The 12,295-nt window shown below is 61.6% G+C and carries 13 protein-coding genes; 11 read left to right on the forward strand and 2 right to left on the reverse strand.

The genetic code is table 11. The annotated features are described in order from the left end of the window. From WBK19_RS08065 to WBK19_RS08075, 3 genes are all read left to right on the forward strand, one after another. On the forward strand, positions 1-960 hold the full coding sequence (locus tag WBK19_RS08065) for an alpha-ketoacid dehydrogenase subunit beta (RefSeq protein WP_511288618.1): 960 nt from the start codon (positions 1-3) through the stop codon (positions 958-960). A 40-nt stretch (positions 961-1,000) separates the two neighbouring features. Then, the gene (locus WBK19_RS08070; RefSeq protein WP_511288619.1) at positions 1,001-1,570 is read left to right on the forward strand and encodes a diheme cytochrome c-553; all 570 of its coding nucleotides are present in this window, start codon (positions 1,001-1,003) and stop codon (positions 1,568-1,570) included. A gap of 216 nt (positions 1,571-1,786) precedes the next feature. Beyond that, positions 1,787-3,037, forward strand: coding sequence for a dicarboxylate/amino acid:cation symporter (locus WBK19_RS08075; protein WP_511288620.1), 1,251 nt, complete (start codon positions 1,787-1,789; stop codon positions 3,035-3,037). Between the two features lie 14 nt (positions 3,038-3,051). On the opposite strand, the gene WBK19_RS08080 is transcribed toward WBK19_RS08075, so the two are convergent. Further along, positions 3,052-3,993: a toll/interleukin-1 receptor domain-containing protein gene (locus WBK19_RS08080; RefSeq protein WP_511288621.1), complete on the reverse strand. Its 942-nt coding sequence runs from the start codon at positions 3,991-3,993 to the stop codon at positions 3,052-3,054. Positions 3,994-4,306: 313 nt separating this feature from the next. Between WBK19_RS08080 and WBK19_RS08085 the strand changes: the two genes are divergently transcribed. Together WBK19_RS08085 and WBK19_RS08090 are read left to right on the forward strand one after the other, a co-directional pair. Next, on the forward strand, positions 4,307-4,684 hold the full coding sequence (locus tag WBK19_RS08085) for a DUF4398 domain-containing protein (RefSeq protein WP_511288622.1): 378 nt from the start codon (positions 4,307-4,309) through the stop codon (positions 4,682-4,684). Between the two features lie 59 nt (positions 4,685-4,743). Continuing rightward, positions 4,744-5,610 (forward strand): OmpA family protein, encoded by an 867-nt coding sequence (locus WBK19_RS08090; RefSeq protein WP_511288623.1) that lies wholly within the window; start codon positions 4,744-4,746, stop codon positions 5,608-5,610. Positions 5,611-5,673: 63 nt separating this feature from the next. Here WBK19_RS08090 and WBK19_RS08095 read toward each other — a convergent pair whose 3' ends face one another. Further along, a complete protein-coding gene (locus WBK19_RS08095; protein ID WP_511288624.1) occupies positions 5,674-6,033 on the reverse strand; it encodes a hypothetical protein in 360 nt (119 codons plus the stop codon). Between the two features lie 83 nt (positions 6,034-6,116). Here WBK19_RS08095 and dapC point away from each other — a divergent pair, with 83 nt between their 5' ends. Genes dapC through WBK19_RS08125 form a run of 6 tightly spaced genes read left to right on the forward strand, consistent with a single transcriptional unit; the run spans position 6,117 to position 12,258 of the window. Further along, positions 6,117-7,319, forward strand: a complete 1,203-nt coding sequence (gene dapC, locus WBK19_RS08100) for a succinyldiaminopimelate transaminase (protein ID WP_511288625.1) — start codon at positions 6,117-6,119, stop codon at positions 7,317-7,319. 15 nt (positions 7,320-7,334) lie between these two features. Continuing rightward, positions 7,335-8,153, forward strand: a complete 819-nt coding sequence (gene dapD, locus WBK19_RS08105; protein ID WP_511288626.1) for a 2,3,4,5-tetrahydropyridine-2,6-dicarboxylate N-succinyltransferase — start codon at positions 7,335-7,337, stop codon at positions 8,151-8,153. 25 nt (positions 8,154-8,178) lie between these two features. After that, complete coding sequence (locus tag WBK19_RS08110; RefSeq protein WP_511288627.1) at positions 8,179-9,366, forward strand: PilT/PilU family type 4a pilus ATPase; 1,188 nt, start codon at positions 8,179-8,181, stop codon at positions 9,364-9,366. Continuing rightward, on the forward strand, positions 9,366-10,499 hold the full coding sequence (gene dapE, locus WBK19_RS08115; protein ID WP_511288629.1) for a succinyl-diaminopimelate desuccinylase: 1,134 nt from the start codon (positions 9,366-9,368) through the stop codon (positions 10,497-10,499). The genes WBK19_RS08110 and dapE overlap by 1 nt, the downstream gene beginning before the upstream one ends. Next, positions 10,496-11,392, forward strand: a complete 897-nt coding sequence (gene prmB / locus WBK19_RS08120) for a 50S ribosomal protein L3 N(5)-glutamine methyltransferase (protein ID WP_511288630.1) — start codon at positions 10,496-10,498, stop codon at positions 11,390-11,392. The genes dapE and prmB overlap by 4 nt, the downstream gene beginning before the upstream one ends. Further along, positions 11,389-12,258: a spermine/spermidine synthase domain-containing protein gene (locus WBK19_RS08125; protein ID WP_511288631.1), complete on the forward strand. Its 870-nt coding sequence runs from the start codon at positions 11,389-11,391 to the stop codon at positions 12,256-12,258. Before prmB ends, WBK19_RS08125 begins: the two co-directional genes overlap by 4 nt. Positions 12,259-12,295 lie beyond the last annotated feature (37 nt).

Genomic DNA, 12,295 nt, shown 5'->3' on the forward strand with positions numbered 1-12,295 from the left:
GTGCCCACCCTGACCCTTTACGATGCTGTCGGCGCCGCGCTGACCGAGGAAATGCGCCGCGACCACAACGTCATCGCTTTCGGCGAAGGCATCGCCACCAAACGCCACGAACTGGTCGACGAATTCGGCGCGCTGCGTATCCGCAACACGCCGCTGGCCGAGGGCATCATTGCCGGCACGGCCGTCGGTGCCGCCGCCACCGGCCTGCGCCCGGTCGTCGACCTGCTCTTCGCGCCCTTTCTCTGCTATGCCATGGACGAACTGGTCAACAGCGCCGGCAAGCTGCGTTACCTGTCCGGGGGCCAGTTCTCATTTCCCCTCGTCACGCTTGCCATGACCGGTGCCGGCTGGGGCGTCGGCGCCCAGCACAACCACAATGTCGAGGCCTGGTTCGTGCACAGCCCCGGCCTCAAGGTGGTCATGCCGAGCACGCCGGCCGACACCAAGGCCCTGCTCAAGACGGCCATTCGCGACGACAACCCGGTGCTCTTCTTCCTCGACATCGGGCTCCTCTACCAGCCGGGCGAGGTGCCGGCCGGCGAACATCTTCTGCCGCTGGGACAAGCCGCCATCGTCCGCGAAGGGCGGGACGTGACGCTGGTTTCCTACGGCAAGACGGTCCATCACTGCCAGCAGGCGGCCGAGCAACTGGCCGGCCATGGCATAGCCGCCGAGGTCATCGACCTGCGCAGCCTGAAGCCGCTCGACGAAGCGGCCATTCTCGGCTCGGTGAAAAAAACCGGTCGCCTCGTCGTCGTGCACGAAGCCAACCGCTTGTGCGGCATCGGCGCCGAGATCGCCGCACTGGTCGCCGAATACGCCTTCGCCGACCTCAAGGCACCGATCGTCCGACTGGGCGGCCCCGATGCCCCGGTCGCCGCCAGTTACCCGCTCGAACAGGCCTCGGTTCCGCCAGCCGAAGCGATTGTCGACGTGGCCCGACGCCTCTGTTCCACCTAAAAACCAGCCTCAAACTCAATTTTCAACAAGGAGAATAACCATGCACCCCAACCCCAAAACCCTCATCGCAGCCACCCTTGCCTGCGCCCTGTTCAACACCAGCGCCCTGGCCGCCGATAGCAATTCGGCGCTGATCAAACGCGGCGAAAAACTGATCACCTACGGTGGCTGCGTTGATTGCCACACCCCCTTCAAGATGGGCGCCAATGGCCCCGAAAAGGACATGGCCCGCGGCCTTTCCGGCCATCCCGAAGAGCTCCACCTGCCACCTTCGCCCAAGCTCGACAATGCCTGGAACTGGGCGGGTTCGGCGACCATGACGGCCTTCGTCGGCCCCTGGGGCACGACCTACGCCGCCAACCTGACACCCGACCGCGAGACCGGCATCGGCAGCTGGCGCGAACAGGATTTCATCCAGGCCATGCGCACCGGCAAGCATGTCGGCGTTGCCCGTCCGATCCTGCCGCCCATGCCCTGGCAGGCGGTCGCCTCGCTGCCCGAAAAGGATTTGCGAGCCATTTTCAGCTACCTCAAGGCGCAACCGGCCGTGAAGAACAAGGTGCCCGACTATCTGCCCCCCGCCACCAGCATCAGCAAAGCCGGCGGCTGAGCGGTCGTCCCGCATCACCAGGAACCGGCCTGCTGCATTGCAGGCCGGTTCCTGACTCCGAAAATGGCCGCGAAAAGTCGACTTTGACGGTCAACCGGGCTTGCTACGGTCTACCGTAAAAAATGGCCAAAATTGAAATGGCCGCCGCGGAAGCAAGCCGGCTGTGATCCACGGCGATGCGGCTAAAATGGCGCTGCCTCCACCTCTACGCGCCCGATGCCCCGTCCCTCGCTCAACACCCAGATTCTGATCGGCTGCTTGCTCGGCATTGCTGGCGGCCTATGGCTGGCTACCGAGCCAGCTTCGGCGCCCGTCGTCGGCAACACGCTGTACGGCGCCAAGATGCTCGGCAACCTGTTTCTCGATCTGCTGCGCATGGTGCTGGTACCGCTGGTTTTCTCGTCCATTGTCTGCGGCGTCGCCAACCTGCGCGCCCACCAGCAAATGCACCGGGTATGGACCACCACATTGGCCTTTTTTGCCTTGTCGATGGCGCTGGCCATCGTCCTTGGCCTCGGCGCCGCCAACCTTTTCCGCCCCGGCGAAGGCCAGCATCTGGCCATGTTCGCCGATGCCACACGCGATTTCCAGGCGCGCCAGATGCCGCTGCCCGACTACATCGCCCAGTTCATGCGCGGGCTGTTCCAGAACCCGTTCAAGGCGCTGGCCCAAGGCGACATCCTAGCCGTTGTAATCATTGCGCTGTTTCTCGGTATCGCACTGGTCATCGGCGGCGAACGCTACAAGAACCTGCGCGTCCTGATCCAGGAGTTGCAGGAGCTTTGCCTGCTCGTCGTCGGGTGGATCATGCGCCTCGCCCCGTTCGGCCTCGCCGCGCTGCTGCTGCAACTGGTCGCCACGCAAAACGCCGACCTGCTCGCCAGCCTCGCCCATTTCATCAGTGTCGTTGTCGGCACCACGTTGTTCCACGGCATCGTCGTCCTGCCGCTGCTGCTCTGGCTGGTCACCCGCATGTCACCGCTGCGTTTCTGGAAAGGCGCCAAGGAGGCGCTGATCACCGCCTTCGCGACGAGTTCAAGCGCCGCCACACTGCCCATCACGCTGCGCTGCACCGAGCAGCATTTGCACGTCAAAAAGGACATCGCCAATTTCGTCGTGCCGCTCGGCGCCACCGCCAACATGGACGGCACGGCGCTCTACGAAGCGGCCGCCGCGCTGTTCGTCGCCCGGCTGGCCGGTATCGAGCTCGACCTCGCCCACCAGCTCATCATCTTCTTCGTCGCCATGCTTGCCGCCATCGGCGCCCCGGGCATTCCCAGCGTCGGCATGCTGAGCATGGTTCTGGTGCTCGAATCGGTCGGCCTGCCGACCGCCGCCATCGCCATCCTGCTCCCCATCGACCGCATCCTCGACACCGTGCGCACGGCGGTCAATGTCGAGGGCGACATGATCGGCAGCCTGATCGTGCAAAAACTGACCGAATCAGGCAGCGAAAAACACGCCTGACCGGCCAGGAACCATCACCGCCCTACTTCCCGCCGGGCAACGAACTCCACCGGCGTATGAGCGCTGTGGCCACCGCCGCTTTCCAGCACAAAGTGCAGTTCGCCGGCCTTGAGCATTGCGCGGTAACGATGCGTCAGCTCGCGGCCCGGACCATCGCCCATCACCTCTTGACTGTGGGTGACGAAATTGAGTTGTTCGCCCTTCAGTGCGCCCTGCTCAACGGTCCGCGCCACCCGCAGATAGCTGGCTGTGCCATGCACCTCGCCATTTTCCAGACGTAGCTCGAAGCGCTCCGCGTGCTCGGCGCCCCAGTCGTATTTGACGGTCGCCAACCAGCGCCCGGAAAGACTTTGGGCCAGCTCAGAGGAAACCGGCTTCGCCTCATCCGATGACCGCCCAGGCCAGTTGCCTGTCAAGCCAACCACCAGCCACACAGTCAGGGCCAAAGCAGCCAACCCCCAAAGCAGCCCGGAACGCCGAGCAGGACGATGAAGGCTGGCCGGAAAGTGCGGCTTGATGACATCGACCAGCCGCGCCACGTCCGACGTCCACCCGATATCCGAAAGAATGAAGGACTGGCGCCGGGCCAGCGCCGCAATAGCCGGTGGCAAATCCTTTTCCGCCGGCATAGCTGCCCCACCGACGAGCACAGGCAACACGGCCTTGCCCGACTTCAGGCCGGCCTCGATTTCCCGCCGGACGAAATCATCCGGCTCGTCGAGGCGGCGCATGCCGTTCCGGCTCACCGTCAGCCACGCCGGGCCGATCATGACAAGCATCACATCGACGGCAGCCAGTTGCTTCTCGATGGCAACGACGAAATCCTCACCCGGATGGATATCCTCGATGTCGCGAAACACGTTGTCCGCGCCGAAGGTCGAGACCAGGACATCGGCCAGACGCCCGGCAAAACCAGCCTGATCGTCGCGACGGTAACTGATGAATACGCCAGACATAGGACAAACCTCCATGGCGGGACGAGCCTCTATTCGAATGCAAGCAAGGGCCCGCACAGATTATTACACCAAAATATTTTTACCCTTGGTCAGGCAGCTACGGTCGACCAAGAAAATCAGCCAATTTCCGGGAAAGAGCCGCTTTTCATAGCGTTAAGGACGTCGTGAGGCGAAATATGCTGGCACTTGGCAGGGCGCCTTAAGTCGCTAGGTTGATGGCAGTGTGCGCCAGCGAACAGATACCGTTTCGTTGGCCGCCTAAAAGCAGGAGACAGCACCAATCCGATGGTTGCGGTCTCACTGGAGAAATATGATGACGAAAAATTCCGAACTATGGCTCAAGCTGCTTTGCGGTATTGCCGTGGGCACGATGGTTGGTTGCAGCAGCATGAAAACGCCAGCGACTGCAGATGTGGCGGTCTCGAAAGCGGCGGTGGATAGCGCCGCCAGTGCGGGTGGCGCCCAGTACGCACCGCTCGAAATGCGCTCGGCCCGCGAAAAACTCGACAAGGCCAAAAAAGCATTGGCCGACAAGGAATACGAGCTTGCTGCCGACCTCGCGAACCAGGCCGAAGCGGATGCAAAGCTGGCCCAGGGCAAGGCTGGTTCTACCAAGGCAAAGGTGGCAGCTGATGCCATTGATGACGACATTCGCGTTTTGCGCGAAGAACTCAAACGCTCGCGCAAGTAATCGCTGCCAGTTCGTCCCACCCCGTGGCGGCGACACCACCTGACCCCAAGGAACAAATCATGAAAAAAACCCAATTTACGCCAGTATTGCTGGTAATCGCCGGCCTTCTCGGCGCATGCAGTTCGATGCAGACGACCAACCTGCTGGAGCAGACGAGAAGCGACTACCGAACCGTGCAGAACAATCCGCAAGTTGCAAAATACGCACCGCTGGAATTGAAGCAGGCCGACGACGCGATGGCCAAGGCCAATGCTGCCGCAGCCGACAACCAAAGTTCTGAGGACATCGACAAACTGGCTTATCTCGCCAAGCAGAAAATTGCCGTAACGCAGGAAATGACGAAGCAAAAATCCTCAGAGAGCAGCATTGCCGGTGCCAGCAAGGAGCGTGATCAGATGCGTCTCGATCAGCGCACCAATGAAGCGGATCGCGCCAAGGAAGCGACCGCGCTAGCCAAGGGAAAAACCGCCGATGCAGAACGCAAGACGCTCGACGCCCAGCGCCGCACGGCGCAGCTTGAAGCCCAGCTGGCCGAACTCGCAGCCAAGAAAACCGAACGCGGCATGGTCATCACCCTCGGCGACGTACTGTTTCAAACCGACAAGGCCGCACTCAGCGAGGACGGCCTGAATACCAGCCGGAAACTGGCCAAGGTTCTCGAAGAAAATCCTGAGCGCACCGTCCTCATTGAGGGCTTCACCGACAGCACCGGCTCAACGGCTCACAACCAGCGCCTGTCCGAAAGCCGCGCCACATCGGTTCGGCTGGCACTCCAGAACATGGGAGTCAATCGCAACCGTATCGCCATTCGAGGATTCGGTGAGTCCTATCCGGTAGCCGGCAACGACACGAACGAAGACCGCCAACTGAACCGCCGTGTTGAAATCATTCTGTCCAACGACAACGGCGCCATTCGCCAGCGCTAAGCGACAAAAAGGGGAAACCTTCGGGATTTTCCCCCGCTTCGGGCCGCGCAGATGGCTGGAAAGCTATCTGCTACGGTCAACCCGAAAAATCAGCCGATTTCCAAATTTATCCTCGCCGCTCCCCTCGAAGGAGCGGCAGGTAATGGCCGTCCACCGCACCGCCACTTCGCGGCCATCGTTGCAGTGGACGACGCCTTTTCCAGCCTCGCCCTCGCAACTGCTGGGAACCGGCGAAACATCCGGCGGCGACAGTTGCCCATCACACTGCAGGCGACCATCGCGATCGGCCAGGATAAAACGTCCGCCGCCGCTCGCATTACCGGGAAAGCCTTTGCCGCGCAGCTCGCCCGGCACATCGCTCAGGCTGCCGCGGGCCTGATAGCCAATGGCGCAAGCGGCCAGTAGCGAGGCGACGACAATCATCAAGGGAATTCCACGTTTGTTCACAAGGCAGCGTTCAGGTTTTCGAGGATAATTGCCATTTTTACACCCATTCGACGCCCGACGTGAATTCGCATCTCGCCCAACTCCAGCCCTACCCCTTCGAAAAGCTGCGCGCCCTGTTCGCCGGCGTCACGCCCAATCCGGAATACAAGGAGATCAAACTCTCCATCGGCGAGCCGCAGCATCCGACGCCGGCCTTCATCATGGATGCGCTGGCCAACGGTCTCAAGGGCCTGGCCAACTACCCGACTACGCAGGGCATTCCGGCACTCCGTCAGGCCATCGCCGCCTGGTGCCAGCGTCGCTACGACCTGTCGCTGAATCCGGAAACCGAAATCCTGCCGGTTAATGGCTCACGCGAAGCGCTTTTCTCCTTCGCGCAAACCGTCGTCGATACCTCAGTTGCCAAGACTCGTGGCCACATTCCGCTGATCGTCAGCCCGAACCCGTTCTACCAAATCTACGAAGGCGCCGCCTACCTGTCCGGCGCCGAACCGCGTTTCCTGAACAATCTGCCGGACAACGATTTCGCTTTCGATTACGCCAGCCTGAGCGAAGAAGAATGGTCCCGCGTCCAGTTGTTCTACGTCTGCTCACCGGGCAACCCGACCGGCAAGGTGTTGTCGCTCGAAGACTGGAAAACCCTGTTTGCCCTCTCCGACAAATACGGTTTCGTCATCGCTTCCGACGAGTGCTATTCCGAAATCTATTTCGACGAAGCCAACCCGCCCATCGGCGGCCTCCAGGCGGCCAAGCTGCTCGGCCGCTCGAACGAACGGCTGGTCATGTTCTCCAGCCTGTCCAAGCGCTCCAACGTGCCGGGCATGCGTTCCGGCTTCGTCGCCGGCGACGCGGCCATCCTCAAGAAATACCTGCTGTTCCGCACCTACCAGGGCTGCGCCATGTCGCCGCCGGTGCAGACCGCCTCCATCGCCGCCTGGAACGACGAGGCGCATGTCCTCGACAACCGCAACCAGTATCGCGAGAAGTTCGCCGCCTGCACGCCACTGATCGGCGAAGTGCTGGGCACCGGCATGCCCGACGCCAGCTTCTACCTGTGGGCCAAAACACCCATCGCCGACACCGAATTCGCCCGCGGCCTGCTCGAACACTATAATGTCGTGGTCCTGCCCGGCAGCTTCCTGGCGCGCGAAGTCCGCGGCGTCAATCCGGGGGCCAATTTCATTCGTATCGCGCTGGTCGCCTCACTCGACGAGTGTCTGGAAGCGACCCGGCGCATCCGCCAATTCGCACAACAACTGTAAACAGAGAGAGCATCCATGAGCCATCCCCTGCAAGCCATCATCGAAGAACTCTGGGAACGCCGCACCGAGCTGTCCCCGCAATCCCCACCCGACACCATCGCCGCCATCAATCAGGTGGTCGGCATGCTCGACTCCGGCACCCTGCGCGTTGCCGAGAAGATCAACGGCGACTGGGTCACCCACCAGTGGGCCAAGAAGGCCGTGCTGCTCTCTTTCCGCGTGCGCGACAACCGGGTTCAGGAAAGTGGCGACGTCCGCTTCTACGACAAAGTCGATACCAAGTTCGAAGGCTGGAGCGAAGAGCAGTTCCGTCAGGGCGGCTTCCGTGTCGTGCCGGGCACCATCGTCCGCAAGGGTTCTTTTGTCGCCAAGAATGCCGTACTGATGCCGTCCTTCGTGAACATCGGCGCCTACGTCGATGAAGCCACCATGGTCGACACCTGGGTCACCGTCGGCTCCTGCGCGCAGATCGGCAAGAACGTGCATCTTTCCGGCGGCGTCGGCATCGGCGGTGTGCTTGAGCCGCTGCAGGCCAACCCGACCATCATCGAAGACAACTGCTTCATCGGCGCCCGCTCGGAAGTCGTCGAAGGCGTCATCATCGGCGAGAACTCCGTGCTCTCCATGGGCGTCTATATCGGCCAGAGCACGCCAATCTACGACCGTGAAACCGGTGAAGTCAGCTACGGTCGCGTCCCGCCCGGATCCGTTGTGATCAGCGGCACCTTGCCGAAGGCCAACGGCGCGTATAGCCTGTATGCCGCGATCATCGTCAAGAAGGTCGACGCGCAAACCCGCTCGAAGACCAGCATCAACGAGCTGCTGCGCCCGTAAGTCAAACCACCAAGAAGGTCTTGTCATGATTCTCGACAAACTGTTCCAGTTGATGGCTGAAAAGCAGGCCTCGGATATCTTCATATCCGCAGGTGCGCCGATCCACATCAAGATCCAGGGCAATACGCTCCCGGTCAACCAGCAGGTCATGCTGCCGGATATGATCGAGAAGATCGCCTACGAACTGATGTCGCCGGACCAGATCAAGACCTTCGAGGCGAACTGGGAGATGAACCTCTCCTTCGGGGTGCCGAATGTCGGCAACTTCCGCGTCAATATCTTCCGCCAGCGCGGCTCGACCAGCATCGTCATCCGCTTCATCCTAGGCAACATCCCGGCAATGGACGACCTCGGCCTGCCCAACATCCTCGGCGAGCTGATCATGGAGAAGCGCGGCCTGATCCTGATCGTCGGCGCTACCGGCTCGGGCAAGTCGACGACCATCGCCTCGATGCTCGACCACCGCAACGCCAACCGTTCCGGCCACATCCTGACGGTCGAAGATCCAATCGAGTTCCTGTTCAAACACAAGAAATCCATCGTCAACCAGCGCGAAATCGGCATGGACACGATGGACTGGCAATCGGCCCTCAAGAACGCCATGCGCCAGGCGCCGGACTGCATCCTGATCGGCGAAATCCGTGACAAGGACACCATGCAGGCGGCCATCGCCTACTCGCAAACCGGCCACCTGTGCCTCGCCACGCTACACGCCAACAATTCGTACCACGCGTTGAACCGCATCATCAGCTTTTTCCCGGCCGAAAACCGCCAGGCGCTTTTCCTCGACCTGTCCGTTGCCCTGCGCGCCATCGTTTCGCAGCGTCTGGTCAAGAAACCGGATGGCAAGCGCATTCCGACCTGCGAAATCATGCTCAATACCCGCCACATCAGCGAGTTGATCGAGCGCGGCGAAGTGCAAGGCATCAAGGACGCCATGGAACAGACGCTGGCCCCGGGATCACAGACCTTCGAGCAGGATCTGTTCCGTCTCTACAGCAGCAGCACGATCACCATCGACGAAGCGTTGGCCAATGCCGACTCGCCGACCAACCTGTCGTGGCTGATCAACAACTCCGAATTCGGCAGCAGCAATGGCAAGGACGACCGCAAGACCGATGTCGCCCTCGAATTCGACAGCACCAGCGAAGCAGGCACCTCCTTCAAGGAATTCACGCTGAGCCTGGCCGACCACGACGAAGAAACCAACTGATGTCCGACCCCACGTTTGAACTGGCCCGGCAGATCATTTCCTGCCACTCGGTCACGCCGGAAGACGGCGGCTGCATGGAAATCATCACCGAGCGCCTCAAGCCGCTCGGCTTCAGCATCGAATTCATCAACCGCAACGGCGTCACCAACCTCTGGGCGCGGCGTGGCACGACCGCTCCGCTCTTCGTCTTCGCCGGCCATACCGATGTCGTACCGACCGGCCCGCTCGACAAATGGACCTCGCCGCCATTCGCCCCGGAAGTCCGTGACGGCATGCTCTACGGGCGCGGCACGGCCGACATGAAGTCGTCAGTCGCCGCCTCGGTGACCGCGGTAGAAGCCTTCATCGCCGCCAACCCGAACCATCCCGGCTCGCTCGCCTTCCTGCTCACTTCCGATGAAGAAGGCGACGCCGTCGACGGCACCACCATCGTCGTCGACGCGCTCAAGGCACGCGGCGAAACCCTCGATTTCTGCATCATCGGCGAACCGACCTCGGTCAACACCCTCGGCGACATGATCAAGAACGGCCGGCGTGGCTCGCTCTCCGGCACGCTCACGGTCAAGGGCATCCAGTGCCACATCGCCTACCCGGAAAAGGGACGCAATCCTATCCACGAAGCAGCCCCGGCCCTGGCTGAACTGGCCGCGACGCGCTGGGATGAAGGCAACGAATACTTCCCGCCGACCACCTGGCAGGTCTCCAACATCCACGGCGGCACCGGTGCGACCAACGTCATCCCCGGTCAACTGGAAATAAAGTTCAATTTCCGCTTCTCCACGGCCAGCACGCCGGAAAGCCTGCAGCAGCGTCTGCGCGCCATCCTCGAAAAGCACGATCTGGACTACGACATTCACTGGACGCTGGGCGCCCGCCCCTTCCTGACTGGTCGTGGCCCGCTGGCCGACGCAGCAACGACGGCCATCCGAGAAATCTGCGGCATTGATACCGAACTATCGACGACTGGCGGCACCTCGGACGGCCGCTTCATCGCCGAAATATGCCGCCAGATGCTCGAAATTGGCCCGGTCAACGCGACCAGCCACAAGATCGACGAATGCATTGCCGTCGATTCCCTGCCCAAGCTCTCGGCCATTTACCGCCGCATCCTCGAACAACTCCTGACCGCATGACCACTGCCGCCAAAACCGAACTGATCACCGTTCGCGACTACATTCGTTATGCCGTCAGCCGCTTCAACGCCGCCCAGCTTTTCTTCGGCCATGGCAGCGACAATGCTTGGGATGAGGCAGTCTACCTGACGCTACACACCCTGAGCCTGCCGCTCGACCGCCTGGAGCCCTTCCTGGATGCCCGCCTGCTGCCGCATGAACGCGAAGCGCTGCTCGACATCTATACCCGCCGCTGCCAGGATCGCCTGCCAGCCGCCTATCTGACCCATGAAGCCTGGCTCGGTGAACACCGTTTCTACGTTGACGACCGCGTCATTGTGCCGCGCTCCTTCATCGCCGAACTGCTCGACGAACAACTGACACCGTGGATCGACGATCCGTGGGCCATCGAATCGGCCCTCGACCTGTGCACCGGTTCCGGCTGCCTGGCCATCCTGAGCGCCCTCGCCTTCCCGAATGCCGAAGTCGCTGCGGTCGACCTGTCCGAAGATGCCCTGGCCGTCGCCGAGCGAAATGTCGCCGATTACCATCTGACCAACCGCGTCGAACTGATCCAGTCCGACGCCTTCACCAAGTTGGTTGGCCGCAAGTTCGACCTGATCATTTCGAACCCACCCTATGTCAATGCCGACTCCGTCGCCGCCCTGCCGCCGGAATACCTGCACGAACCCGAACTCGCGCTCGGCTCGGGCGAAGACGGCCTCGATTTCACGCGCATCATCCTGCGCGAAGCGAAGAAGCACCTGACTGAAAACGGTATCCTGATCGTCGAAATCGGCCACAACCGCGACGACCTCGAAGCCGCCTACCCGACGCTGCCCTTCACCTGGCTCGACACCGCTGCCGGCGACGAATTCGTCTTTCTGCTCCACGCCGCCGATCTGCCCGATTGACCAAGCTCTACGAATTGCCCAGCCCGTTCGAAGTCGAAACGGGCACCGTGCTCATGCACGAACCTTCATGGGCCAAGGAAGGCGAACTGCGCGCCCAGTTGCTCGACGAAAGCTACCCCAAGCCCTTCGTCATCGACGACGGCAAATCGCGTTTCCTCTATTTCAACGTCCGCCTCATGCAGAGCGAAATGTCGCTTAAGGCGCCGCACGACCTGGCCATCCGCTACACCCAGAAAATGATGGCCTTCCTGCTCTTCCAGCCGCGCCCGAAACGCATCGTACTGATTGGCCTCGGTGGCGGCTCGCTGATCAAGTTCTGCTACAAGCGCATGCCCGGCACCCAATTGACGGCGGTCGAACTCGACCCCAACGTCATCGCCTTCCGCGACACTTTTCTCATGCCATCCGACGATGACCGCCTGCAGGTACTTGAAGGCGACGGCGCCGAATTCCTTGAAAACACCGAAAAAGGCATTGACGCCCTGCTCGTCGATGCCTTCGACAAAACCGGCTTTGCCCCCAGCCTGGCCAATCGCGAATTCTTCGACAACGCCTACACCAAGCTCTCAGGCAACGGCGTGCTGGTCATCAACCTGGCCGGCGAAAAGGAAACCTACGCCGGCCTGATCGGCGAGGCGATGCACGTTTTCGACGACCAGGTCATCGTGATTTCGGTCCCGGACGACGGCAACCACGTGCTCTACGCCTTTAAGGAACGCCATTTCGAGCCGCGCTGGCGCTGGCTGCACAACTACGCCAAGGAACTGCGCGCCAAGTTCGGCCTCGACTTCCCGGCCTTCGTGCAAAAGATGGAACGCTCAACCAAGCTCGGCCTGGCCCGCCGCGAGGCAATTCGGCGCCGATAAGCCACTTCCACGGTCAACCGGAAAAAACGGCCAAAAT

Source organism: Azonexus sp. (assembly GCF_049652925.1).
GTDB lineage: Bacteria > Pseudomonadota > Gammaproteobacteria > Burkholderiales > Rhodocyclaceae > Azonexus.

Coding starts and splice junctions, on each gene's coding strand:
- WBK19_RS08070 (WP_511288619.1), top strand. CDS start 1,001: ATGCACCCCAACCCCAAAACCCTCATCGCAGCCACCCTTGCCTGCGCC.
- WBK19_RS08075 (WP_511288620.1), top strand. CDS start 1,787: ATGCCCCGTCCCTCGCTCAACACCCAGATTCTGATCGGCTGCTTGCTC.
- WBK19_RS08080 (WP_511288621.1), bottom strand. CDS start 3,993: ATGTCTGGCGTATTCATCAGTTACCGTCGCGACGATCAGGCTGGTTTT.
- WBK19_RS08085 (WP_511288622.1), top strand. CDS start 4,307: ATGACGAAAAATTCCGAACTATGGCTCAAGCTGCTTTGCGGTATTGCC.
- WBK19_RS08090 (WP_511288623.1), top strand. CDS start 4,744: ATGAAAAAAACCCAATTTACGCCAGTATTGCTGGTAATCGCCGGCCTT.
- WBK19_RS08095 (WP_511288624.1), bottom strand. CDS start 6,033: ATGATTGTCGTCGCCTCGCTACTGGCCGCTTGCGCCATTGGCTATCAG.
- dapD (WP_511288626.1), top strand. CDS start 7,335: ATGAGCCATCCCCTGCAAGCCATCATCGAAGAACTCTGGGAACGCCGC.
- WBK19_RS08110 (WP_511288627.1), top strand. CDS start 8,179: ATGATTCTCGACAAACTGTTCCAGTTGATGGCTGAAAAGCAGGCCTCG.
- dapE (WP_511288629.1), top strand. CDS start 9,366: ATGTCCGACCCCACGTTTGAACTGGCCCGGCAGATCATTTCCTGCCAC.
- prmB (WP_511288630.1), top strand. CDS start 10,496: ATGACCACTGCCGCCAAAACCGAACTGATCACCGTTCGCGACTACATT.